At 75.9% G+C, this 23841-nt stretch carries 23 protein-coding genes; 8 read left to right on the top strand and 15 right to left on the bottom strand.

From position 1 onward, the window contains the following. The first annotated feature begins 72 nt into the window (after window positions 1–72). On the top strand, window positions 73–1662 hold the full coding sequence (locus tag ACFQH9_RS01690) for a bifunctional aspartate transaminase/aspartate 4-decarboxylase (protein WP_379563416.1): 1590 nt from the start codon (window positions 73–75) through the stop codon (window positions 1660–1662). 22 nt (window positions 1663–1684) lie between these two features. Here the strand turns inward: ACFQH9_RS01690 and ACFQH9_RS01685 are convergent, their stop codons facing one another. The 5 genes from ACFQH9_RS01685 to ACFQH9_RS01665 all read right to left on the bottom strand — a co-directional run bounded on the left by ACFQH9_RS01685 (window position 1685) and on the right by ACFQH9_RS01665 (window position 8477). Then, window positions 1685–3088, bottom strand: a complete 1404-nt coding sequence (locus ACFQH9_RS01685; RefSeq protein WP_379563414.1) for an alanine--tRNA ligase-related protein — start codon at window positions 3086–3088, stop codon at window positions 1685–1687. A gap of 78 nt (window positions 3089–3166) precedes the next feature. Continuing rightward, a complete protein-coding gene (locus ACFQH9_RS01680) occupies window positions 3167–4405 on the bottom strand; it encodes a hypothetical protein (RefSeq protein WP_379563412.1) in 1239 nt (412 codons plus the stop codon). A gap of 163 nt (window positions 4406–4568) precedes the next feature. Then, window positions 4569–6614, bottom strand: a complete 2046-nt coding sequence (locus ACFQH9_RS01675; protein WP_379563410.1) for an alpha-amylase family protein — start codon at window positions 6612–6614, stop codon at window positions 4569–4571. Window positions 6615–6744: 130 nt separating this feature from the next. Then, window positions 6745–7992, bottom strand: a complete 1248-nt coding sequence (locus tag ACFQH9_RS01670; RefSeq protein ID WP_379563408.1) for an MFS transporter — start codon at window positions 7990–7992, stop codon at window positions 6745–6747. Further along, complete coding sequence (locus ACFQH9_RS01665; RefSeq protein WP_379563406.1) at window positions 7989–8477, bottom strand: MarR family winged helix-turn-helix transcriptional regulator; 489 nt, start codon at window positions 8475–8477, stop codon at window positions 7989–7991. Before ACFQH9_RS01665 ends, ACFQH9_RS01670 begins: the two co-directional genes overlap by 4 nt. 194 nt (window positions 8478–8671) lie before the next feature. On the opposite strand from ACFQH9_RS01665, the gene ACFQH9_RS01660 reads away from it, so the two are divergent. Beyond that, window positions 8672–9421: a VldE C-terminal domain-containing protein gene (locus ACFQH9_RS01660; RefSeq protein ID WP_417715117.1), complete on the top strand. Its 750-nt coding sequence runs from the start codon at window positions 8672–8674 to the stop codon at window positions 9419–9421. A gap of 28 nt (window positions 9422–9449) precedes the next feature. On the opposite strand, the gene ACFQH9_RS01655 is transcribed toward ACFQH9_RS01660, so the two are convergent. Together ACFQH9_RS01655 and ACFQH9_RS01650 are read right to left on the bottom strand one after the other, a co-directional pair. Continuing rightward, window positions 9450–9854: a VOC family protein gene (locus tag ACFQH9_RS01655; RefSeq protein WP_379563402.1), complete on the bottom strand. Its 405-nt coding sequence runs from the start codon at window positions 9852–9854 to the stop codon at window positions 9450–9452. A gap of 151 nt (window positions 9855–10005) precedes the next feature. Further along, window positions 10006–11256, bottom strand: coding sequence for an MFS transporter (locus ACFQH9_RS01650; RefSeq protein ID WP_379563400.1), 1251 nt, complete (start codon window positions 11254–11256; stop codon window positions 10006–10008). 112 nt (window positions 11257–11368) lie between these two features. On the opposite strand from ACFQH9_RS01650, the gene ACFQH9_RS01645 reads away from it, so the two are divergent. After that, on the top strand, window positions 11369–11959 hold the full coding sequence (locus ACFQH9_RS01645; protein WP_379563398.1) for a TetR/AcrR family transcriptional regulator: 591 nt from the start codon (window positions 11369–11371) through the stop codon (window positions 11957–11959). Here ACFQH9_RS01645 and ACFQH9_RS01640 read toward each other — a convergent pair. Next, the gene (locus ACFQH9_RS01640; RefSeq protein ID WP_379563396.1) at window positions 11912–13261 is read right to left on the bottom strand and encodes a chloride channel protein; all 1350 of its coding nucleotides are present in this window, start codon (window positions 13259–13261) and stop codon (window positions 11912–11914) included. The genes ACFQH9_RS01645 and ACFQH9_RS01640 overlap by 48 nt on opposite strands. Window positions 13262–13487: 226 nt before the next feature. Here ACFQH9_RS01640 and ACFQH9_RS01635 point away from each other — a divergent pair, with 226 nt between their 5' ends. The 4 genes from ACFQH9_RS01635 to ACFQH9_RS01620 all read left to right on the top strand — a co-directional run bounded on the left by ACFQH9_RS01635 (window position 13488) and on the right by ACFQH9_RS01620 (window position 17173). After that, window positions 13488–13865: a hypothetical protein gene (locus ACFQH9_RS01635; RefSeq protein WP_379563394.1), complete on the top strand. Its 378-nt coding sequence runs from the start codon at window positions 13488–13490 to the stop codon at window positions 13863–13865. Window positions 13866–13908: 43 nt separating this feature from the next. Beyond that, window positions 13909–15123, top strand: coding sequence for an MFS transporter (locus tag ACFQH9_RS01630; protein ID WP_379563392.1), 1215 nt, complete (start codon window positions 13909–13911; stop codon window positions 15121–15123). A 152-nt stretch (window positions 15124–15275) separates the two neighbouring features. Then, window positions 15276–15782, top strand: coding sequence for a DUF6069 family protein (locus ACFQH9_RS01625; protein ID WP_379563390.1), 507 nt, complete (start codon window positions 15276–15278; stop codon window positions 15780–15782). A 119-nt stretch (window positions 15783–15901) separates the two neighbouring features. Then, window positions 15902–17173 (top strand): geranylgeranyl reductase family protein, encoded by a 1272-nt coding sequence (locus ACFQH9_RS01620; RefSeq protein ID WP_379563388.1) that lies wholly within the window; start codon window positions 15902–15904, stop codon window positions 17171–17173. 39 nt (window positions 17174–17212) lie between these two features. Here the strand turns inward: ACFQH9_RS01620 and ACFQH9_RS01615 are convergent, their stop codons facing one another. From ACFQH9_RS01615 to ACFQH9_RS01605, 3 genes are all read right to left on the bottom strand, one after another. Then, window positions 17213–17953: a dienelactone hydrolase family protein gene (locus ACFQH9_RS01615; RefSeq protein WP_379563386.1), complete on the bottom strand. Its 741-nt coding sequence runs from the start codon at window positions 17951–17953 to the stop codon at window positions 17213–17215. Between the two features lie 346 nt (window positions 17954–18299). Next, window positions 18300–19160, bottom strand: coding sequence for an NAD(P)-dependent oxidoreductase (locus tag ACFQH9_RS01610; RefSeq protein WP_379563384.1), 861 nt, complete (start codon window positions 19158–19160; stop codon window positions 18300–18302). 35 nt (window positions 19161–19195) lie between these two features. Then, window positions 19196–20497, bottom strand: a complete 1302-nt coding sequence (locus ACFQH9_RS01605) for an alpha-amylase family protein (protein ID WP_379563382.1) — start codon at window positions 20495–20497, stop codon at window positions 19196–19198. Between the two features lie 70 nt (window positions 20498–20567). On the opposite strand from ACFQH9_RS01605, the gene ACFQH9_RS01600 reads away from it, so the two are divergent. Then, entirely contained in the window at window positions 20568–20945 is a 378-nt protein-coding gene (locus ACFQH9_RS01600) for a VOC family protein (RefSeq protein WP_379563380.1), read from the top strand. A 33-nt stretch (window positions 20946–20978) separates the two neighbouring features. On the opposite strand, the gene ACFQH9_RS01595 is transcribed toward ACFQH9_RS01600, so the two are convergent. From ACFQH9_RS01595 to ACFQH9_RS01580, 4 genes are read right to left on the bottom strand one after another with little or no spacing between them, the layout of a single operon-like run. Next, window positions 20979–21752 carry an enoyl-CoA hydratase gene (locus tag ACFQH9_RS01595; RefSeq protein WP_379563377.1) on the bottom strand — a complete coding sequence of 258 codons (774 nt, stop codon included), beginning with the start codon at window positions 21750–21752 and terminating at the stop codon, window positions 20979–20981. A gap of 29 nt (window positions 21753–21781) precedes the next feature. Next, window positions 21782–21970, bottom strand: coding sequence for a hypothetical protein (locus tag ACFQH9_RS01590; protein ID WP_379563375.1), 189 nt, complete (start codon window positions 21968–21970; stop codon window positions 21782–21784). A gap of 31 nt (window positions 21971–22001) precedes the next feature. Beyond that, entirely contained in the window at window positions 22002–23495 is a 1494-nt protein-coding gene (locus ACFQH9_RS01585) for a class I adenylate-forming enzyme family protein (RefSeq protein ID WP_379563373.1), read from the bottom strand. Window positions 23496–23504: 9 nt separating this feature from the next. Then, entirely contained in the window at window positions 23505–23816 is a 312-nt protein-coding gene (locus ACFQH9_RS01580; RefSeq protein WP_379563371.1) for a hypothetical protein, read from the bottom strand. Window positions 23817–23841 lie beyond the last annotated feature (25 nt).

Genomic DNA, 23841 nt, shown 5'->3' with positions numbered 1-23841 from the left:
CGGCCGGGGGCCGATCGCCAGGCGCGATCGGCCCCCGGTCGTGTGTCGGGCCCGTCGTCGAGAGGCCGCGTCATGACCGAGCTCGTCCCGGCGTCCTCCCCCACCTCCCCGTCCGCCTCCCCGTCCGCCTCCCCACCCGCCTCCCAGCCCGCCCTCACCGCCTCGGCCCGGTACTCGGGCCGGCCGGTGCTCGACGCCGGGCGGGGCCAGCCCAACTGGATCGCCACGACCCCGCGGGCCGCGTTCTTCCGGCTCGGGTCCTTCGCCGTCGAGGAGGCGGGCGCGGCGGGCTCCGCGGCGGCCGGCGACCCGTACTGGGGCCGCACCCCGCCCACCGCCGGGATCGCCGACCGCCTCGCTGCCGCGCTCGCCGGCGACCCGTCCGACGGCGCCCGGTTCCTGTCCGCGGCGGTCGACTGGGTGGTCGGGGAACTCGGCGCCGATCCCGACGCGCTGGTGACCGAGCTGGTCCGGGCGGTCCTGGGCGACGGCTACCCCTCCCCCACGCGCATGCTCCGGCACTGCGAGCTGGTGCTGGAGCGCTACCTGGTGGAGGTCACCGGCGTGGAGCCCGGGCCGCCCGGGCGGTTCCACGTCTTCGGCACCGAGGGCGGCGCCGCGGCGATGGCCTACACCTTCCGCTCGCTCAAGGAGAACGGCCTGGTCTCGCCGGGCGACAGGATCGCGATCGCGGCGCCGGTGTTCACCCCCTACCTGCAGATCCCCGCGCTGGCGGACTTCGGGCTCGAGATCGTGGAGATCCGGGCCGCGCCGAACAAGCCCTACCGGTTCGACGAGGGCGTCCTGCAGGCGCTGCGGGACCCGGCGATCAAGGCGTTCGTGGTGATCAACCCGGGCAACCCGGACACCCGCGCGGTCCGGCCCGAGCGGCTGCGCGAGGTCCGCGATCTCGTGCACCACCACCGCCCGGACCTGGTGATCGTGGCCGACACGGTCTACGCGACCTTCGTCGAGGGCTTCCGCGGGATGCTCGCCGAGGTGCCGCGCAACGTGATCTGCCTGCACTCCTTCTCGAAGAACTTCGGCGCGACGGGCAACCGGCTCGGGTTCGCCGCGGTCGCCGCCGACACCGTGCTCGACGACATCCTCGCCGGCCGCACCGGCCCCGCCCGGGCGGTCGCCGACCGGCGGTACTCCTCGCTCACCCCGGACTCCGGGACCCTGCCCTTCCTCGCCCGGATGGTGGCCGACAGCCGCGAGGTCGCGCTGCACAACATCGCCGGGCTGGCGACGCCGGACCAGGTGCAGATGGCCCTGTTCGCGCTCGCGCACGTCATGCCCGGGGGCCCCGCGCACGCGTCGTCGCTGCGCGCGGAGCTGCACGCGCGGCTGGCCGCCCTGCTCGGCCCGCTCGGGATCGAGGCCCCGGGCGGCCAGGACACGCTCTACTACGCGCTGATCGACCTGGCCGCGGTCGCCCGGGTGCGGCACGGCGCGGCCGGCGCGGAGCGGCTGCGGTCGGGCGAGCCCGCGCGGGTCCCCGAGCTGCTGGCGCGCGACCACGGCGTGGTCGTGCTGCCCGGGGCCGGCTACGGCGCGCCGACCTGGGACGTCCGGGTGTGCCTGGCCGCGTTGCCCACCGAGGGTCTGACCCGCGTCGGCGAGGCGGTCGCCCGCGTCGTCGACGAGCTGGTGGGCTGACGGCGACAGGGGCCGACCGGGATCAGACGGCCGCGCGGGAGCGGTCGCGCTGGGCCTCCATCAGACCGTCGAACACCGCCCGCCAGTCGTCCGCCAGCGGGTAGCCCTTGCGCGTCGCCTCCTCCAGGCTGAGCTCGATCGGCATGCCGAAGGTGTCGTGCAGCTCGAACAGGTGCTCGCCCGTCACGACCTCGCCCTGCCGGCTGAGCCGGCGCAGCATCGACAGCCCCTTGCGCAGGGTCCGGGCGAACTGCTTCTCCTCCTTCTGCAGCACCGCGACGATCTGCGCCTCCTGCTCCGCGACCTCCGGGTAGACGTCGGCGAAGAGCCTGCCGATGATCGGGACCAGGTCCGCGGCCACGCCCGCGGTGAGCTCGAGGTCCAGGCCGAAGCGCAGCGCGCGGCGGACCAGCCGGCGCATGACGTAGCCCTGCTTGGTGTTCCCGGGCTTCACCCCGTCGGCGGCGAGGAACGCGGCACCGCGGAGGTGGTCGGCCACGACCCGCATGGCGTGCACGACCTCGGGGGCGCCGCCGTCGTAGGACTTGCCGGAGATCGCCTGCAGCCGCTCGACGATCGGCCAGAGCAGGCTGACCCGGTAGACGTCCGGGCTGTCGATCGCGGCCGCGGCGATGCGCTCCAGCCCGCCGCCGAAGTCCACGTTGTGCCGCGGGAGCTCGGTGACGCCCGACTCGGTCCGGCGGTAGGTCATGAAGACCGAGTTGCCGATCTCCATGTACTGCCCGCCGTCGGAGTTCTGGTGCGGGTAGCGGCCGTAGCGGGTGTCGTGCTCCACCTGCGGGAAGTAGTAGAAGACCTCGGAGTCCGGGCCGCCCGGGTCGCCGACGGGCATCTCGTCGGGCCCGCCGAACCGGCTCCACCAGTTCTTGTCCCCGTAGAACGCGATGCGGGCGCCCTGGTTGCCGTGCTCGTTGCCGAACTCCTCGGTGCCGAGGTCGATGCGCCGGCACTCGATGCCGCGCTCGGCGAACAGCCGCTCCCAGATCTCGGCGCTCTCCTCGTCGCGCGGGATGTCGTGCACGGGATCGCCGAGGAAACAGGTCACGTAGAGCCGGTTCGGATCGAGGCCGACGACGTCGACCAGGAAACGGAAGACCCGCGGGATCTGCTCGGCCTTCCCGTAGTCGCCGAGGCTCCAGTTCCCGAGCATCTCGAAGAACGTGGTGTGCCGGTTGTCGCCGACCTCGTCCATGTCCTGGGCCCGCAGGCAGGGCTGGACGTCGGCGAGCCGGGCGCCCTGCGGGTGGTCCGCACCCAGCAGGTACGGCAGCAGCGGTTGCATCCCGGACCCGGTGAACAGCGTGGTGGGATCGTCGCGCAGGACGATCGGCGCGCGCGTGACGATGGCGTGACGGTCCTGGGCGAGCATGTCCAGGAACGCCCGGCGGATCTCCTGTGCGTCCATTCCGCCGACCCTGCCAGCGCGATCACCCGGCCCGTAAGGTCAGAACGGGGTACGGCGCGACGGAATCGCGCCGGTCCGTCACGCCTGGTCGTGCAGGAACCGCCTGCGGTAACGGACCGCACCCACCAGCAGGATCAGTTCCACGACCACCGCCACCACCACGAGCTCCGCGTCGAGGTAGCCGAGCGCCACGTTCACCCCGGCCAGGGCGATCACGAGCCCGGCCCGGCAGAGCGCGGTGCCGACCCGGTCCCGGCCGACCAGCAGGGCGAGGGCGGCCAGGACGAGGAGCACGCCGACCACGGCCTCCCCGGCCGACGCGAGGACGAGGGCCGGCGGCCGGGTGCCGGGGGCGACGGCGCGGTCGTCGAGCACGATCTGCACGTCCGGGGAGGCGCTGAGCAGCGCGATCAGGACGGCCAGGCCGACCAGCGAGAGCAGGCCGAGCACGGCCGAGCCCGCGGTCAGCAGCAGGCGGTGGGCCCAGCGCGGCAGCAGCACGCGCTCGGCCCGGGCGAGTGCGCCCCGCGCGGTGCCGAGCCGGTCGCGCGGCGCCTCGACGGGCGCGGCCTCGACCTCCGGGTGCACGGCCCCCGCGAGGGCGGCCAGGTCGGGGCGGTCCCGCTGCGCCCGCAGCGCGTCGAGGTCGTGCAGCAGCACGGCCCGGTCGGGGGGCCGCAGCGGCCCGTCGGCCAGGTCCTTCAGCCGGACGACGACGGCGTAGGCCAGCTCGCGCGGCCGGCCGCGGGGCACGCGGCGGGCCAGGACCACGACGCCGAGCACCGCCAGGAAGGTGCTGTAGATGATCGGCGCCGCGAGCGGGGTGAAGTAGTCGTTGCGGCGGGTGATGAACTTGCCGACCTCGTCGACGAACAGCCCGGACCCGACCCCGACGCACACGGCCGTGGCCGGTTGCACCCACCGGTTGCTCCACAGCAGCGCCACCACGCCCCCGGCCAGCAGGAGCAGCCCGCCCCACAACGCGTGCGCGAGGTGGTACTCGCCGCCGCCGATCTGGGGGTAGCCGGTCAGGGCGAGGTAGAGCCGGGTCACCACCACCGTGACCCCGAACGCCACCGCCAGCAGCCGCACCGTCTGCACCGCGTCGTCGCGGACGACCGGGCCGCGGAGGCGGGTGGGGATCGTTGCCGGGGCGTCGGGTCCCGGGGCGGCGGAGGCGTCGGGTGCGGGAGCGGCGGTGGCGTCGGGTCCGGGGGCGGCGGTGGCGTCGGGTGCGGGAGCGCCGGTCGTGTCGGGTGCGGGAGCGGGCGCGACCTGCCCCGTCCCGGGGTCCCCCGGCTCCGCCGTCGCCGTCATCGCACCCTCCCCCGGGCCCGCGTCGCGTGCGCGACGACCGTAGCGATCGGCGGCGGGGCGCGACAGCCCGTGATCGCTCGTCCGGGACCGGAAGGGTCGGGAATCGACCGTCTCGGTCCACAACCGCTGATCGTGCGGAGGTTCGGCGCGACCAGCCGCGCACTCAGGGTTCGGCGAGCCACGCGAAGCCCAGGGCGGGCAGGTGGGCGCGGCCCTCCCGCACCTCGACGGGCCCGTCCGGGGACAGCACGGTGTCGAGCCCGGCGACCAGGCCGGCGTCGACCGAGGCGGGGTGGTCGGCGAAGTTCGCCAGCCCGAGGAACGTGCCGCTGCGGGGGTGCCGGCGGCGCCAGGCGAGCACGTGCGGGTCGTCGAGCACCAGCACCTCGGCGGCGGCGCCGGCGTGCAGGGCGAGCAGCTCCGCGCGGGCCGAGGAGAGCCGGCACAGCCAGGCGAAGACCCGGCCCTCCACCGAGGTGGCGTCGTGCCGGCGGGCGAAGGCGCCCGCGTCGAGCCAGGGCCGGTGCATCCAGCGGTTGTCCGCGGCGAGGGCGGGGTCGTCCAGGTAGGAGTGGTCGTTGCGCAGCGCGAGCTCGTCGCCCATGTACAGCAGGGGCACGCCGCCGTAGGCGTAGACGACCGCGTACAGCAGCACCAGCCGCCGGATCCCCGCCTCGAGCGCGGCGCCGTCGCCGACCGCGAGGGCCTGCTCGATCCCGCAGAGCGCGGCGGCGCTGCCGGAGATGCGGGCGTCGCCGGTCTCCGGGTTCTCCTGGAAGAGCGCGCCGCGGGCGAAGGAGCCCGGGAACCGCCCGGAGTAGAAGTCGTTGAGGAAGCGCCGGTGCGCCGGCCCCGTCCAGCCGACGGCGGCGGCGTCGACGTCGCTGACCGCCCACCCGATGTCGTCGTGGCAGCGGACGTAGGTGGCCCAGGAGGTCTCGAGCGGGATCGGGTCCATCCGCCGCAACGCCTGCACCGCGAGCCGCGCATCCTTGGTCGCCAGGCACGACCACAACAGCACCATCAGCTGGTTGTGGTAGGCCAGCTCGCACTCGGGACGGTGCCGCGGGTGCCCGCCCAGGTAGGGCACGAGGTCCTCGGGCGCCACGATCGCCTCGGCCTTGAACACCGTCGCCGGCGCCGCGAGCTTCACCGCGGCGTGCAGGGCCTGCAGGATGTCGTGCACCTCCGGCTGGTTCTGGCAGCTCGTGCCCAGCCGCTTGCCCAGGAACGGCACGGCGTCCATCCGGACGATCTCGACGCCCCGGTCCGCCAGCGCCAGGATCGTCCCCAGCATCGCGGTGAAGACCTCGGGGTTCGTGTAGTCGAGGTCCCACTGGTAGTCCCAGAAGGTCGTCCACACCCACCCACCCGCGCCCGCGCGGGCCTCCGGGACCCAGGTGAAGGAGCCGGGCGCCCGGTCGGGGAAGACGTCCGGGATGGCGGCCTCGTAGGCGTCGGGCAGGGTGCGGTCGGGGAAGGCCGTGTAGAAGCCGGCGTACCGCGGGTCCCCGGTGAGCCAGCCGCGCGCCCACGGGTGTTCGCGCGCGGTGTGGTTGAGCACCAGGTCCACGCAGAGGCTCATCCCCCGCGCGCGCAGCGCCGCCGCGAGCTCCTCCAGGTCGCCGAGGGTGCCGAGCCGGGGATCGACGGCGCCGTAGTCGGCCACCGCGTACCCGCCGTCGTTCTCGCCCTCGCGGGGGCGCAGCAGCGGCATGAGGTGCAGGTAGGTCACGCCGAGCTCGGCGAGGTGGTCGAGGCGGGCGTGCAGGCCGCGCAGGGTGCCGGCGAAGCGGTCGGTGTAGGCGACGTAGCCGACCATCCGGGGGTCCTGGTACCAGCGCGGATGCACCTCGCGGCGACGGTCGAGCTCGCGCATCGGCGCCGGGCGGGCGGCCGCGGCGGCGAGGCCGGCGCGAACCAGCCGGGCGGCGAGGGCGTCGACGTCGTGGCGGTCGCCGTAGAGCGCGTCGAGCGGGAGGTGCAGGTCGGGGAACCACAGCTCGAGGCGGGCGAGGAACCCGACGGCCTCGGCCCGGCCCAGCGCCTCCTCGGCCTCGGGGCGCAGGGCGGGCAGCAGGCTGCGCAGGCAGGCGACGGCCGCGCGGCGGCGCTCGACGTCGGGACGACGGCGACGGGCGTCGGGATCGGGTGCCGCGCCGGGAGGGGATGCGGTCGGGGACGGCACCGGCCCCTCGCGGTCGATCATCCGGCCATCCTGCCGCGCCCCGGCCCGGCCCGCCGGGTCGTGCGGTCCCGACACGCGGCCGTCCGGGTGGCCGGCGGCTCGGGCCTCGCACGGGCCGTCGACCGCCCAGCGGTGGCCGGTCGCTCGGGCGTCACACCCGGCCGTCGACCGTCCAGCGGCGCAGCTCCCGGCTCACCGCTCCGACGGCCGCGACGCACACCACGCACGCCGCCCCGCCCGTCGCGGCGGCCGGTCCCGGGCCGACGACGCCCGCGACCAGCCCCGCCCGGGCGTTGCCGAGCCCGGGCCCGGCCGCCCCGACGACGTACTCCGCGGCGCCGACCCGGCCGAGGTGCGAGTCCGGCGTGGCGAGCTGGACGAGGGTGCCGCGGGAGATCACCGACACCGTGTCCGCCGCGCCGGCCGCGGCGAGGCACGCCAGCCCGGCCGCAAGGCCGTCGACCAGCCCGAACGCGGCGAGCGCGAGTCCCCACGCGCCCGCCGCCCACACCATGACGAGCCCGGGTCGCCGGGCCCGCGTGACCGGCCCCGACACCAGTGCGGCGACGATCCCGCCCGCCGCGATCGCGGAGAGGAACAGCCCGAGGGTGCGCGGGTCGTCGCCGAACCGCTCGGCGTTGAGCGCCGGGAAGAGGGCGACGGGCATCGCGAGGAGCGTCTGCGCGAGGTCGACCGCCAGCGCGGCGCGCAGCGCCGGGGTGCGCACCAGGATCGCCCAGCCCTCGACCGTGTCGCGCAGGCCGGCCGCGACGCCGCGCCGGACGTCGGCCCGGTCGGGGCGCATCGTGGGGAGCCGGGCGACGCCGTAGAGCGAGAGGGCCGTGGCGGCGGCGTCGAGGGCGTACGCCGCGGTGGTTCCCCAGCCCGCGATCACGACGCCGGCGAGGGCCGGCCCGACCAGCATCGCGGCCTGGAACGCGACGTGGTTCAGCGCGAGCGCGGGAGCGACCTGGTCGCGCGGGAGCAGCCGCGGCACGAAGGTCCGCCGGGCGGAGGAGCCGAGCGCGGTGCACCCCGTCTGGGCCGCGACCAGCGCCAGGACCAGCGCCCACGACCGCACCCCCATCGCCGCCTGCAGCGCGAGCAGCCCCGCGACGAGGGCCGCCGCGGCGCTGCTGAGCAGGACCAGGCGACGCCGGTCCAGGGCGTCGGCCAACGTGCCGCCGACCGTGGCGAACACGGCGATCGGCACACCCGTCGCGAGCCCGACCACGCCGACCAGCGCCGGGTCCGCCGTCAGCTCCCAGACCTGGGCGAGCACGGCGACCAGCGCGACCTGCCCGCTGAAGGTCGACGCCGTCGACCCGATCCAGAGCCGCCGGAAGCCGGCGTGCCCGCGCAGCGGCCGGGTGTCGAGGACGCGGTCCAGCGTGCTCACGGGCGTTCCGACTCGGGCAGGTGGGCCCGGATGCGGTCGAGGAACGGCCGCTCGCGCAGGGCCGCGGCGACGTCGGAGATGACCCGGGTCATCGGGTACGGCAGGGCCGCGTCGAGCTCGGCGAAGGCGGCCTCGGTGGCGCGCCATTCCGCCTCGAGGAAGGGCACGAGCGCGCGGCCCTGGTCGGTGAGCGTGACCTCGCGGGTGCGGGCGTCGGCGCCCGGCGCGGTCTCGACCAGTCCTTCCTTGCGCATCTCGGTCACGGTCTGGCTCATCGCCGAGTGCGTGACGTCGATCTGCGCCGCCAGTTCCTTGATCGGCATCGGGCCGCGGTGGTGCAGCCGGATCAGCGCCATGCTGAACCGCGTGCGCACGCCCCGGACCCCGCGCTGGGCGTAGAGCTCGGCGATCGCGGCGTCCATCGTGTCGAGCAGGTCCTTGAGCGGCCGCAACCAACTCTCGAGGGTGGGGTCGGACACTGTCACAGCGCTAATATAACAGGGCTGTTGGATCCTCCTCCACGCTTCTGCCGACTGCGGGCCCACCGGCGCGGCACCTGCGCAGCGACTCCCGCGGTCGACCACGGGGCGTCGACGCCGCGTGATCGACGCGTCGGGCACCATGGCCGTATGGCCGAGGGCGTCGCGTGAACCGCACCGCGGCGACCCTGTTGTCGCTCCTGCTCGTCGGCGTGCTCGTGGTCGGCGGCGTGCTCTGGTGGACGAACTCCCGCCCCGAGCCCGGCTGCGTGGTGACCGCGGCGGGGCGCTCGGTGTCGCTGACCGTCGAGCAGGCCGGGTACGCGGCGACGATCGGCGGGGTCGGCTACGCGGAGGGCCTGCCCGACCACGCCGTGACGGTGGCGCTCGCGACCGCGCTCCAGGAGTCCCGGCTGCGCAACCTGTCCGGCGGCGACCGCGACTCGGCCGGGCTCTTCCAGCAACGACCGAGCCAGGGCTGGGGCACGTACCAGCAGGTCACCGATCCCGTGTACGCGGCGCAGGCCTTCTACCGGGCGCTGAAGAAGCTCCCGGACTGGCAGGACGTGTCGGTCACCGAGGCCGCCCAGCTCGTCCAGCGCTCGGCCGCCCCCGATGCCTACGCGCAGTGGGAGCCGCAGGCCCGCGCCATCGCCGTCGCGCTGACCGGCCAGGAGGCCGCGGCGCTGCGCTGCCAGGACCTCACGCCGCAGTCCCCGCCGGACGACGTCGCCTCCGTCGCCGCGCGCGAGCTCGGCACCGCCCGGCTCAGCGGGCCGCAACCGGAGCAGCGGGGGTGGGCGATCGCGAGCTGGCTCGTGGCGCACGCCGCGCGATTCGGCCTGTCCGAGGTGACCTACGACGGCCGCACATGGTCGGCCGAGGAGGGCACGTGGAGTGGCGCCGGGCCCGCCGACGGGCGACTCTCCCTGGTCCGCGCCCAACCCTGACCGGCGCGCCCGGCCCGGCCCCGACCGCTCACGGGGCGGGCGGCGCGAAGAACTCCAGCGCGATGTTGTCCGGGTCCCGGAAGGAGAGACCCGAGCCGTAGTGGGCGTCGACGATCCCCCCGTGCGCGACGCCCAGCTCGTCGAGCCGCGCCGCCCAGTGCTCCAGCTCCGCGCGGTCGGCGCAGGCGAAGGCGACGTGGTCGAGCCCGGTCCGGCGCTCGTCGAACGGGCCGTCCGGGGCGCCGCCCGGGTGGGTGTGCAGCCCGAACAGGTGCCCGCCGCCGAGCGCGAAGACCGTGTGGTGGAAGCCGCCGACGGTCTCGTCCTCGTCGAGCACCGGATCGGAGCCGAAGAGGGCGGAGTACCAGCGGGTGCTGCGCTCGAGGTCGCTCACCGTGACCGCGGCGTGGGCGAGCGGCGGGAACGGGGCCATGTCTGCCTCCCTGGGGAACGCTGATCGACGCTGATCACCCCGAGCATCCCGGTCGCCGTGACCGGCGGCACCCCTGTTCGGAGGGTCCCCGGCCCCGCGGGTCCGGGACCCGGCCGGTCCGGAGCCCGCCACGTGCGGCCGGAGGGTTTCGTCAGGGGCCGGCCGGGGCGGCCCGCCGGGCCAGCGCCAGCCGCAGGACCAGCGCGACGGCGGTGACGGCCACGATCACCAGCGCGTACACCTCGGCGGTGATCCGCAGCCCGAACGCGGTGCCGGCGAACCCGGCGACCACCGCCGGGAGGCTGAAGGCGAGGTAGGAGATCACGTACGCCACGGCGAACAGCGCCCCGCGCTCGTGGGGCGCGGCGATGCGCGCGAAGGTCCCGAAGGTCGCGAGCGCGGCGGCTCCGAACCCGACGCCCGCGATCACCGTGCCGAGCGCCGCGACGGCGACGAGCCCGGTCGTCACGCCGAGGAGCGTCACGAGGGTGCCGAGGCCCAGCAGGGCGGCGGCGGGGGCCAACAGCCGCACCGCCGGCCGCCGGCGCAGCAGGAACGCGGTGATCGAGCCGATGCCGCACAGCAGCGTCACCACGAACCCGCCGACCAGGTGGTTGCGCAGGCCGAACAGCCCGGCCGCCACCGACGGCCCGAGCGAGAGGTAGAGCCCGCTGAGCGCCCAGCTGGCGATCATGACCGGCACCACCGGCACGACGTCGACCCGCAGCCGGGCCGGGACGCCGACCCTGGGGCGCAGCGAGGCCAGGGCGCCCGGGCGGCGCGTGGCGGTCTCCGGCATGAGCGCGACGATCACCGCCGCCAGCCCCATCCCGGCCAGCAGCAACGCGTAGACGAACTTCGTCGGCGAGGGCCCGAACTCGACGAGTGCGCCGCAGCCCAGCGCGCCCACCGCGAGCCCGCCGAGCGGGGACACGGAGTTGACCACACCGGCCCGCCCGGGCGTGGCCGGGGACTCGAGGTCGACCAGCGCCGCGCCCAGGGTCGTCATCGCCACGCCCGTGGCGACGCCCTGCAGGAAGCGCGCCACCGAGAGCACCACCACGTCCCCGGCCAGCACGAACAACACCAGCGCGACGATCTCCAGCAGGATCGCGGCGAACAGCACCGGGCGCCGGCCGACGTGGTCGGACAGCCCGCCGACGACCAGCAGCGAGGAGAGCAGCCCGACCACGTACACGGCGAAGATCACCGTGAGCACGGTGGGCGTGAATCCCCACAGCTGCTGGTAGACGACGTAGAGCGGGGAGGGCGCGCTGGACGCCGCCAGGAACAGCACGACGATCGCGGCCACCGCCGCGAAGTACGTCGCCCGGCGCCGGACACCGCCCCCCGCCGTGTCCCCCGCCGTCCCCTCCGCGCTCCCCCGAGCCGTGACGGACATGCTCGCCTCGCAAGTTCGTGCAACGATCTCTGCGTTAACCCCGTCGACGGTAGCACGAACGCACAGATCGCTGCGTTAGCTTGTCGCAGTGATCGGTGCAATAATCGGGCCCATGGCTGCATCCACGCCGGTCACGCGCTCCCGGACCCCCGGCGCGGCCACCGGGTCCCGCCCCGGCGGTCGTTCGGCCCGGGTGCGGGCGGCCGTCCACCGGGCGGTCGAGGAACTGCTCGCCGAGGAGGCGGGCGACGGGCTGACGATCCCGGTCGTCGCCGCCCGTGCGGGCGTGCACGCGACCACCCTCTACCGCCGCTGGGGCTCGGTCGGCGAGCTGCTGGCCGACGCCGCGACGAGCCGCTTCTCCGGCGAGGTCGTCGTCCCCGACACCGGCTCGCTGCGCGGCGACCTGGAGCGCTGGGCCGCCGACGTCGCGACCGACCTCGCCGACCCGGACGTCCTCGCCCTGATCCGGGCCACGCTCGGCGCGGCCGGCGAGCAGGGCGCCTGCGCCTGCCGCGGTGACCGGGAGGACCAGCTCGCGGCGATGATCGAGCGCGAGCGGGCGCGCGGCGGCGCGGTCCCGACGGTCGAGCGGGCGGCCGACGCGCTGCTCGGGCCGCTCTACTACCGGGCGATCTTCACCGGCGAGCCCGGCTCACCGGACTGGGCCCGGGGGCTCGTCAACCTCCTGCTGCCCGCCTGACGGCCGGCGGGTGGGGGTGGACCGCTCGGCCAGCCGCGCGGAGTAGATCGAGTAGCCGTCGATCCACCGCGACACGGCGGTCGCGACGAGGGTCGCGACCATCATCGGCACCATCAGCCCGAACCCGCTGTGGGTCAGCTCCAGGACGAGGGCCAGCCCGGCCAGCGGCGCCTGCATCCCGGCCCCGATCATCGCGGCGGCGCCGATCATGGCGTAGGCGCCGACCGGCGTGCCCGGCCAGAGCAGCGACCACAGCCCGCCCAGGCAGGCCCCCAGGGCGGCGCCGGTGGCGAGCGTCGGGGTGAACAACCCGCCGGAGGCCCCGCTGCCCAGGCACAGCACCGTGACCAGCGGTTTGAGCGCGAAGAGCGCGGCGAACAGCCACAGCGCCCCCACTCCGGCGAACGCGCGGGCCGCGATGTCCTGCCCGTTGCCGTAGAGCTGGGGGAACACCAGCCCGAGCGCGGCGAGCACCGCGAACGCGAGGAGCGGGGCGACCAGCATCGCCCGGCCCCGGGGCACGCGGTGCGAGGCCCATGCGATCAGCCGCACGAACACCACCGCGACCAGGCCGATCAGCACGCCGGCGGGGACCGCCCACACCAGCGCCGACGCGGAGAACGCGAAGTCCGGCAGGTCCGCGTAGATCGGACCGGAGGGCAGGCCGATCCATGCCGTGAGCGTGGCGACCGCCGAGCACGCGAGCGCGGGCAGCATGACGGGCAGCCGTATCGCCCCGACCAGTACCTCCGCGGTGAACAGCGCGCCGCCGAGCGGCACGTTGTACACGCAGGCCAGCCCCGCACCCGCCCCGCAGGCGACGAGCAGGCGGCGCTGCGGCGTCGTCAGACCGGCCCAGCCGGCGAGCACCGAGCCGCACACCCCGCCCATCAGCTTCGGCGCGGCCTCCCGGCCCAGCGACGCGCCGAGCCCGACCACGATCACCGAGAGCACCGAGGTCCCGGCGCTGCGGTGGAAGCCGAGCCGGCCGTCGCCGGTCCAGACGGCGTCGTCGGCGTCCGAGCGGCCGGCCACGTACCGGCGCAGCAGGAACCATCCCACCCCGGCGATCACCCCGGCGACGAGCAACGGGACGACCCGGCCGAGCCAGGAGGCGCGCTGGACGGCGGCCTCGAAGTCCTCGTCCGCCCCGGGCCCGAAGGCGAGCCGGGCCACCGCGCCGAGGAGCAGCATCAGCGCGATCCCGAACAGGCCCGCCCCGACCCCGGTCAGCACCACCATCAGCCAGAACCGCGCCGTGAGCGGCACGTCGCCGTCGCCGGTGACGTTGGGCTGGTCCATCGCCCCCCGGCCGGAGGCGATCCGCCGGCGCAGCAGCGGCTGCGGCTGCCGGAGGCGCTCGCTCGGCCGTCCGTCTCGGCTTCCGGACCCGTGGATCCCCACGCCCGGTGATCCTGCCCGGACGGGCAACCGCACCGCGAGACGGGTACGTCCGGCAGCTCTGTGGACGGTGGACGAGCTGCCACGAGCAGCGAATCAAGCGGCGCGGAACTGGGTACAGTGGCGCATGGCCACTCCGAGCGACGAACGCGCCGCCGGTCACCGGACCCACGGCACCGACCCCGAGTCCGCCTCCCCACCGGACGTCCGCGCCGCGGCGACCCCGATCAAGGGCCGGCCGGTCCTCGGCATCGGCGGCCCGAACGCGGGCAGCGGCTCGCACGACGGACAGAGCGCCCTGAAGCTCCACCGGGGCATCTCCGTGCTCGCCTTCCTGCTCTGCGTGCTGGTCACGGTGGTGTTCCTGATGGACCACGCGCTCGTGCCCGCGATCGTCTTCGCCGTGGTGGCGCTGGCCTGCGTCGGCATCTTCGGCTGGACCAGCGTGCAGCTGCGCCGGGCCACCGGGACCCACGACCCGGATCGGGAACCCTACGTGACCTGACCGATACTCCCCGTCGACGTCGTCGACGCCCCGGGGAGGACCGATGCGGGTCGCCCGCCACCGTGCGCCCGCGTGGACGGGACCCCGCACCGCGATCGCGCTCGTCCAGGTCCTCGGGCTGGCGGTGTGGTTCTCGGCCTCGGCGGTGGTCCCGCGGTTGCGTGCCGAGTGGGGCATCGGCGAGGCCACGGCGGTGTGGCTGACGGTCGCCGTCCAGCTCGGCTTCGTCGCCGGCGCGGTCACGTCCGCCGTGCTCACGCTGCCGGACCGGGTCCGTCCGCACCGGCTCCTCGCCTGGTCCGCGCTCGGCGCCGCCGCCTGCACGCTGGTGATGGCCGCCGCCGTCGACACCCCCGGGCCCGCGCTGGCCCTCCGCGGGCTGACCGGTGTGTTCCTCGCCGGGGTCTACCCGGTCGGGATGAAGCTGACGACGTCCTGGTCCGGGCCGGGGAGCCGGTATCGCGACCTCGGCCTCCTCGTCGGCGCCCTGACGCTGGGCTCGGCGCTCCCGCATCTGCTCGGCGGCCTCGCGGGCCCCGCCCTGCCCTGGCGCGGTGTCCTGACCGGAGCCGCGGCCGCCGGCCTGCTGGCGGCGCTGCTCGCCGCCACGCTCGTCCGGCCCGGGCCCGGTCACGCCCCCGCGTCGCCGCCCGACCCGCGCTACGCCCTGCGGATGCTCCGTGAGCGCGGGCCGGCGCTGGTGGTGTGCGGCTACCTCGGGCACATGTGGGAGCTCTACGCCTTCTGGACCTGGGTGCCCGCCTATCTGGCCGCGGCCCCGGCGGCCGGCGGGCCGCCGACCGGGCTCGTGGTGTTCGCGACCTCGGGCGTCGCGGGCGCCCTGGGCTGTGCGGTCGCCGGGCGGGTGGCGGACCGGGTGGGGCCGGCACCGGTCGCGATCGCGGCGCTCGCCGTGAGCGGCACGTGCTGCCTGCTCTCGCCCGTGATGGTCGGCGCCGGGCTACCCGCGCTGGTCACGTTCTGCGCGGTGTGGGGCGGGTCCGTGGTCGCGGACTCCGCCGTGTTCACGGGCGCGCTGACCGACGTCGCCGACCGCCGGTACGTCGGCACCGCGCTGACCACCCAGACCGCACTCGGCTTCCTGCTCACCGCGGTGAGCATCCAGGTCGTCCCGCTCGTCGCGGGCGTCGGCGGCTGGGCGACCGCGCTGCTCGTCCTGCTCCCGGGGCCGGTGCTCGGGGTGCTGGCCCTGCGTTCCCTCGTGCCCGCGACGCCGGCGGTGCCCGCGCGGGCCTGAGGCGGACCGGCCGAGTCCGTCGTCCCCCGATCGCCCGACACGCGGACCCCCCGGCGCACCCTCCGACCGCCCGACGGTGCCGGCCTCTCTCCGGCGCGACCCTTCTCCCATGCCGCGGGAGCCACCCGCGCAAGGCCGGAAGAAGGCTCGCCATGACCACCGCCCCCGTCTCCCCGCTCACCGACCCGACCGTCCGGATCCCCGCGCAGCTCCCGGCCCGCCCGGCCGTCGACGCCGGTCGGCTCTGGGCGGGCGGCCTCGCCACCGCCCTGGTCGCGGCGCTCGCCGGCCTCGTCGGCGCGCTCGTCGTGCGCGTCCTGACCGGGTTCGTGCCGGCGGCCCACGCGATCGGCACCGGCATCTTCGGGACGACGGGCGTGATCCTGCTGTGCACCCTCGCCGCGACGGCCGCCCTGGTCGCCACGGGCGTCGCCCACCTGCTGCTGCTCTCGACGCCGCGGCCGCTCGAGTACCTGGGCTGGATCGTCGGGCTGGGCACCGCGGCCGCCGTCGTCCTGCCCTTCGTCACCACGGCGTCGCTCGGCGCGGCCCTCGCCCTCGCCGCGGTGCACCTGGTGATCGGACTCGCCGTCGCCACCCTCACCGGGAACGCGGCCGCGGCCTCGCTGCGGGTCGCCGCCCGCGCCCGGGAGGTGTGAACGCGCGAGTCGGGGCGACGCCCGGGCCGGTGGGGTGCCCGGGCGTCGCTCGCATGCGCGGGGTGTGACCACGGCCGCCCTGCCCCCGGACGGCGATCTCCCCTTGTCACACTGGTGGCATGGCGCCTGATCCCAGCCCCGTCCCCGGGTCCACCGACCTGCTCGTCGTCGGGGCCGGGCCGGCGGGGTCCGCGGCCGCCGCCTGGGCCGCCCGGCAGGGGCTCGACGTCGTCCTGGCCGACGCGGCCGTCTTCCCCCGGGACAAGACCTGCGGCGACGGGCTCACCCCCCGGGCGATCGCGGAGCTGGACCGGCTGGGGCTGGGCGAGTGGGTGCGCGGGCACGGCGCGAACCGGGGCCTGCGCGCCGCCGGCTTCGGCCAGGAGCTGCTGCTGGAGTGGCCGGGTGGTTCGCTGCCGTCCGAGGGCAGCGCGGTGGCCCGCACCGAGCTCGACGCCCGGATCCGCGAGGTCGCGCTCGAGGCGGGCGCCGTCCCGGTGCAGGGCGCGAAGGCGGTCGGCGTGGAGCGCGACGGCGAGCGGGTCTCCGGGGTCACCTTCGCCCTGGCCGAGGGCCGGAGCGCCACGATCCGCTGCGAGCGGCTGGTCGTCGCCGACGGCGCCCGCTCGACGCTCGGGCGGGTGCTCGGCCGCGAGTGGCACAAGGACACCGCCTACGGCGTGGCCGCCCGCGGGTACATCCGGTCCGGGCGGCACGACGACCCGTGGATCTCCTCGCACCTGGAGCTGCGGGGCACCGCGGACGAGGTCCTCGCCGGCTACGGCTGGGTGTTCCCGCTGCACACCGGCGAGGTCAACATCGGCGTCGGCACCCTCGCCACGGACAGGCGACCCGCCGGCGTCCAGCTGAAGTCGCTGATCGAGCACTACGCCACGCTGCGCCGGGCGGACTGGCAGCTCGACGGCCCGGTGCGGCTGGTCCGCTCCGCGCTGCTGCCGATGGGCGGGGCGGTGTCCGGGGTCGCGGGGCCGAACTGGGCGTTGATCGGCGACGCCGCGGGCTGCGTGAACCCGCTCAACGGCGAGGGCATCGACTACGGCCTGGAGACCGGCCGGCTGGTCGCCGAGCTCATGGCGACCGAGAAGGACCTCGACCAGGCCTGGCCCGCCACCCTGCGCCGGCACTACGGCCAGGCCTTCTCCATCGCCCGCCGGCTGGCCGGGCTGCTCACGATCCCGCGGCTGCTCCCGCTCGCGGGGCCGGTCGGCATGCGCTCGACGCCACTGATGCGGGTCGCGCTGCGGGTCATGGGCAACCTGGTGACCGAGCAGGACACGGACCTCGTCGCGAAGGCGTGGCGCGCCGCGGGCCGGCTGTCGCTCCGGTTCGACGAGCGCCGCCCCTTCCCCGCGGCCGATCTCCGCCGCTAGCGGGCGGCCCGGCGGATGCGGCGCCGGCCGGCCGCGGGCTCAGGACAGGGCGGCGGCGTAGAGGTCGGCGAGGGCGGCCCAGTGCCGCTTCTCGGCGTCGGCGTCGTGGGTCGGGTTGTCGGGGACCGCGAAGCCGTGGCCGGCCGGGTAGGTCTCGAGGGTGTGCCGGACGTCCGCGGCGGTGAGCACCTCGTCGAGCAGCGCGAACTGGTCGGGCCCGAAGGAGGCGTCGTCCTGCGCGGCCGCGACGTACACCGTGGCCCGGAGGTCGCCGGCGCGGTGGTGCGGGCTGTCCGGGTCGTCGGCCACGGCCAGCCGCCCGCCGTGGAACGACGCCGCGGCCGCGATGCGCTCCCCCAGCGCCCCGGCCGCGAGGAGCGAGGCCCGGCCGCCCATGCAGTACCCGGTGGTACCGACGGCGTCGCCCCGCACCTCCGGCCGGGCGAGCAGGGCGTCGACGTACGCGCCGGCGTCGGCCCCGATCGCCTCGGCGGTCAGCGGGCGGACCAGCTCGCCGAGCCGCGCCCGCTCCGCCGGGTCGCCGAACAGCGTCCCGATGTCGAACGGTTCGAACCCGCCCGCGCGGTAGTAGACGTCCGGCAGCAGGACCGCGTAGCCGAGATCGGCCAGGTGGTCGGCCATCCCGAGGAAGGTCTCCCGCACCCCGCCCGCGTCGGGGTACATCAGCACCCCGTGCCACGGCCCCTTCCCCGCCGGCGTGTGCAGCGTGGCGGCGCACGTCCCGTCCGGAGCCTCGATGGTCAGCGCGGTGCGGGGCATGCGGCCTCCGTGGGTCGGCGGTGGTGGGGCCGAGCGTAGGACGCGCGGGGACCGTCGGCGATCACCCGAGGGCGAACGGCGGTCAGGACCCGGCGCGGGCCTCGGGCGAGAGCAGGTAGGCGGTGAGGGCGGTGGCGAGCTCGCCGAGGACGCGGGCCGGCCTCGGCGGCCGCGATGACGACGAGCGCGTGGACCTCGGTGGCGCGCATCCGCCGCCGCGCGATCACCTCGACCAGTCGTCCACATGATCGTCACTTGTGGAGCGGGACGGCCGGGATCCGACCGCACCCGGCCACGGCGGACGATCATGGCCGGGGGGCCGGTCAGGACGCGCTCCTCGCCGGGCTCAGTTCTCCCGGAAGCCGTGGACGACGGCGGCCATGTCCTCCTCGGCGTGCCCCTGCGCCGCGGCCGCGGCGAACCGCTCGTGGAAGGCGCGCATGACGGAGTCCGCGACCCCGGCGGACGCGAGCGCGTCGGCGATCAGGCCGGAGTCCTTCACCGCGCCGTCGAGCGCGAAGGCGGGCGGGAAGTCGGCGGCCAGCATCGCCTTGCCCTTGGCCTGCGCGTACCCGCAGTCGAGCGGGCCGCCCGCGATCGAGTCGAGCCACTGCTGCGGGTCGACGCCCAGCGCCTGCGCCAGCGCGACGGCCTGGGCGGTGGCCGTGACGATCGACAGCACCCAGGAGTTGGCGACCAGCTTGAGCCGGTGCCCCTGGCCCGGCCGGTCGCCGACCCACACCGTCCGGGAGCCGATCGCGTCGAACACCGGCGCCACCGCCTCGCGCACCTCCTGCGGCCCGCTCGCCAGGACCACCAGCTGCCCGGCCTCGGCGGGCTGGCGGGTGCCGAGCACGGGCGCGTCGACGAACGTGACGCCGTGCTCGCCGGCCAGCGCGGCCAGCCGGTCGGTGCCCTCGAGGCCAACGGTCGCCGTCTGCACCCAGAGCACGCCCTCCTTCGCCGCGGGGAGCGCGCGCCCCATGACCTCGGCGACGGAGTCCGCGTCGAACAGCATCGTGACGATCACGTCCGCGCCGGACACGGCGTCGGCGGGGTCCTCCGCGACCCGGGCCCCGGCGTCGGCCAGCGGGCGGGCCTTCTCCGGGGTGCGGTTCCAGACGGTGGTGTCCAGCCCGGCGCTCGCCAGGTTGGCGGCCATCCCGGCGCCCATGATCCCGGTGCCGAGCACGGTCACGGCGGTCATCGTTCCTCCAGCAGGTCTCGGGGGTCTCCGGGCGGTCAGGCGCTCCGCGGGCCGAGCACCCGCCAGGAGTGCGGCGGGAGCAGGAGCGGGTCCCCGGACGTGCCGCCCTGCGCGTCCTCCAGCGTCTCCCCCGCCAGCTCCACGGGGAAACGCCGGGGCTCGTCGTCGACGGAGAGGAGCGTCAGGAGCGCCTCGCCACCGGGGCCCGCGGACCGCAGGGCCATCGTGGTGTTGGTGAGGTGCTCGACGGTGGTGCGGGCACGGACCAGCCACGGGTGGCGGCGGCGCATCCCGATCAGCCGCTGGTGCAGCTCCTGCACCGGGGCGCCGAACGGGGCGAGCCCGGCGGGGGTGTCCGGGAAGGGCGGGCGCACGGCGTCGTCGCCGAACTCGCGGTCCTCCTTCACCCCGGTGAAGGCCTGCTCGTCCCCGGCGTACACGCTCGGCACCCCGCCGACCGTCATCAGCACGGCCACCGCGTGCCCGATGTGGTCGGCACGGTCCAGCCGGCTCGCCAGCCGCGTGACGTCGTGGTTCCCGACGAAGGTCAGCGGCGCGAACGACTCCACCATCGCGGAGTGCCGGTCCAGGGCGTGGGCGAGCTCCCAGAGGTTGCGATCGTTCAGCGCGCTCCAGATCGCCTTCCACAGCTCGTACTGGGTGACCGAGTCCATCCCGGACTCCTCGACGACCGCGGCGTAGTCGCCGTGGATCACCTCGCCGACGAACCAGGCCTCGGGGAACTCCTTGCGCACGCCGGGCAGGACGGCCCGCCAGAACGCCGTCGGCACCTGGTAGGCGGCGTCGAGCCGCCAGCCGTCCGCCCCGCGGTCCAGCCAGTGCCGCAGCACGTCGGCGACGTACTCCTGCACCGCGGGCTCGTCGTGGTTCAGCGCGACCAGCTTGTCGTGCCCTTCGAAGGTCGCCGGCCGGTCGCCCTCCCAGCGGAACCAGCGGCGGGCCTCGGCGTCGCCCTCCTCGGCCGCGCGGAACCGCGCGAACCCCCGCCCGACGTGGTTGAACACGCCGTCGAGCAGCAGCCGTATCCCGCGGGAGCGCGCCGCGGCGACCAGGGCGTCGAAGTCGGCGTCGTCGCCGAGCCGGGGGTCGATCCGGAAGGGGTCGACGGTGTCGTAGCCGTGGCTCTCCGAGGCGAAGACGGGGCCGAGCGCCAGGCCCGAGCAGCCCAGCTCGAGCAGGTGGTCGAGCCAGGGCTCGAACCGGCCGAGCCGGTGCGCGAGCGGGCTGCCCGGCGGGAGCGCCTCGCGCTCGGCGCCGACGAACCCGAGGGGATAGGCGTGCCACCAGATCGCGTGGTCGATCCACCGGTCGTGCATGCCGGCCACCCTTCCCCACCCCGGTGGAATCCGCTGGGCCGGGCGGGCGCGGCCGCCTAGGTTCACGACCATGACCGGCATCGCGACCTTCTCCGTGGCGGCCTTCGACACCCGGGACCCGCTCGGCCTCGCCCGCTTCTACTCCGCGCTCACCGGCTGGCCGATCCGCGCCGGTGACGAGGCCCCCGGCAGCGACTGGGTGCAGCTCGACGCCGGGGGCGGGCCCACGATCGCCTGCCAGCTCGCGCCGGGTCACACCCCGCCGGACTGGCCGGGCGACGCGCACCCGCAGCAGGCCCACCTCGACTTCGACGTCCCGGATCTCGACGAGGGCGAGACCCGGGTCCTCGCGATCGGCGCGCGCAAGCACGAGGTGCAGCCCGGCACGGACTTCCGGGTCTACCTCGACCCGGCCGGGCACCCGTTCTGCCTGGTGCTGAAGGGATGACGGGCTGACGAGCCGAGGGGCCGACGGGCGAGCTCAGCGCGCGAGCTGCGCGCGGTTGCGGGCCGTCACCGCCCGGCGCCGCTCCTCCAGCGCCGCAAGGTCCGTGGTGCCGGCGGCGGCGATCGCCCGCTCGGTCTCCAGGGCCGCCTGCACCGGCGCCCCCGAGCCCTCGACGTACATCCGCTTGACCGCCTGCAGCACGTCCGCGGGCGGTTCGGTGGCCGCGGTCGCGAGCTCCACGGCCCGGTCGAGCAGCCGCTCGTGCGGCACGACCTCGGTGACCAGCCCGATCCGCAGGGCCAGCTCGGCGTCGACCACCTCGCCGGTGAACGACATCCGCCGCGCCCAGGCCATCCCGACCACGCTCGGGAGCCGCGCGGTCATCCCGCCGCCGGGGCGCACCCCGACCCGGGCGTGGGTGTCGGCGAAGACGGCCCGCTCGGAGGCGACGAGGAAGTCGCAGCCCAGGGCGAGCTCGAGCCCGCCGGTGAAGCAGGCGCCGTTGACCGCGCCCACGATCGGCGTGCGCATCAGGCCGGCCTGCGCGATCACCGGCTCGTCGCGGTGCCGGCGGAAGTAGGCCTCCCCCTCGGCCGCGGCCTGCTTGAGGTCGACGCCGGCGCAGAACGCCGGGTCCGCGCCGGTCAGGACGACGGCGAGCACGCCGGGATCCTCGTCGGCCTCGACCAGCGCCCGGTACAGCTGCGAGATCACCTCCCCGCTGAAGGCGTTGCGCGCCTCGGGCCGGTCGATCGTGACGACCCGGACCGCGCCCCGGTCCTCGGTGCGGACGACTGTGTGGTCCACGGTGCTCCTCTCGGTGGTGCTCGGGGTGCTCATGCCGGCCGCCCCGCCCGGGTCGCGCCCTTGCGCACCCCGCCGGCGATCTCCGCGACGAGCGCGGCGTCGGCGTCCCAGGGGGTGGAGAGCGAGCAGCGGGAGAAGAGGTCGCCGTAGCGGCGGACGAGCTCCGGGGCGACGCGGTCGGCCGGCCCGCCCGGGGGCAGGCTGGTGTCGATCTTCACGGGTGACCTCCGGCCCGGGGCCCGCAGCCGGTCACGGCGCGAGGCCGGCGACGACGTCCCGGCGGAGCAGCTTGCCGGTGGGGGTGCGGGGGATCTCGGGCCAGGCCTGGATCCGGTCGGGCGTCTTGGAGCTGCGCAGGGTGACACGGACGGTCTCGCGCAGGCCGTCGAGGGCGGCGGCGTCGAGCTCGGTGCCCGGCCGCGGTACGACGACGGCTTCGATGCGCTGGCCCCACTCCTCGTCGGGCATGCCCACGACGACGGCGTCGGCGACGTCGGGGTGGGCCAGCAGCACGTCCTCGATCTCGGCGGGGGCGATGTTCTCCGCCCCGCGGATGATCGTGTCGTCGACCCGGCCCTCGACGAACAGGTAGCCCTCGGCGTCGAGGCGGCCCTGGTCGCGGGTGTCGAACCAGCCGCCCGCGTCGACCGAGGAGCCGCGCCCGGCGTACTCGGTGGACACCTGCTCCCCGCGCACCCAGATCCGCCCCGCCGCGCCGGCCGGCACCGGCGTGCCGTCCTCGTCGCGGATCTCGATCTCGATCCCGGGCACCGCGCGGCCGGCCGAGGACAACCGGGCCCGCACCGCGGCGTCGGTCGACGACAGGGCGGCCCGGTGCTCGTCCGGGCCGAGCACGGTGATCGTCGAGGAGGTCTCGGTGAGCCCGTAGGCGTTGACGAACCCGACGTGCGGCCACTCGCGCAACGCCTGTTCGACGATCCGCCGCGGCATCGCCGCCCCGCCGTAGGCCAGCGTCCGCAGCGACGGCACCGCCCGGTCCAGCCCCGGCTCGTCCATGATCCGGGCCAGCATGGTGGGCACGACCATGGCGTTGGTGACCTCCTCGCCGCGCACGAGGTCGACCCAGCCGGCCGGGGTGAACGCCTCGAGCACCAGCACCCGCCGGCCCGCGTAGAGGTTCGTCAACGCGTTGGACACCGCCGCGATGTGGTAGGGCGGCACGCTCATCACCGCCGCCTCGCTCTCCTCGGCGGCGGCGAACTCCACCGTGCCCAGCACGTAGGAGACCAGGTTGGCGTGGCGCAGCACCACGCCCTTGGGCGCCGAGGTGGTGCCCGAGGTGTAGAGGACCACCGCCGGCGAGTCCGGGTCGACGTACCCCTCCTCCGCCCGGGCCGCCGCGGCGGCGTCACGGAGGAACCCGTACGGGGTGCGGAACCCCAGCCCGGCCCGCTGCGCCGCGCCCGCCTGCGCCGCATCCGCGACCACCAGCGCCTTCGGGTGCTGGGCGAGCAGGTGGTCGAGCTGCGCGGCCCCGAGCCGGTAGTTCACCGGCACCAGCGGCACCCCGGCCCGGGCGGCGGCGAACAGCGCCACCGGGAACGCCGGCCCGTTGACCGCCAGGTAGAGCACCGCGTCCGCGCCCGCCTCGGCGACCAGGGTCGCGCCGCCCGCGGCCAGCTCCCGCAGCCGCGCCGCGGAGAGCCCCTCGGCCCGCGTGCCGACCACCACCCGGTCGCCGAAGCCCTCCGCCGCCATGTCCAGCAGCACCGACAGGTTCACGGCGCGGCCTCAGTCCGACGCCGGCAGCGGCTTGGCGTCCTTGAGCGGCAGCGGCACCCCGCCCACCGCGAGCGTCCCCGTGCCCGCCTTCGTGCAGAGCAGCTCGACGCCGAGGTCGGGGTCGGCGTAGCGCTTGCCCATCTGCGTGCCGTCCTGCTGGTCCGGGTCGGCCGGGTGGGTCGAGCCCGCCTCGGGGCCCTTCGCGTCCACCATCGGCGCGCCCCCGCAGGTCACCTCCACGTCCGCCTCCCCCCACCGCACCACGACCACGGTCGTGGCGTCGGTGGTGCTGGCCAGGGTGGTTCCGATGCGCGGCTTCATCGCGGCGCCTCCCGTGTTCGACGAG

The organism is Pseudonocardia lutea, assembly GCF_042658055.1.
Lineage (GTDB): Bacteria > Actinomycetota > Actinomycetes > Mycobacteriales > Pseudonocardiaceae > Pseudonocardia > Pseudonocardia lutea.
This window is presented reverse-complemented; position numbering and strand designations above follow the sequence as displayed.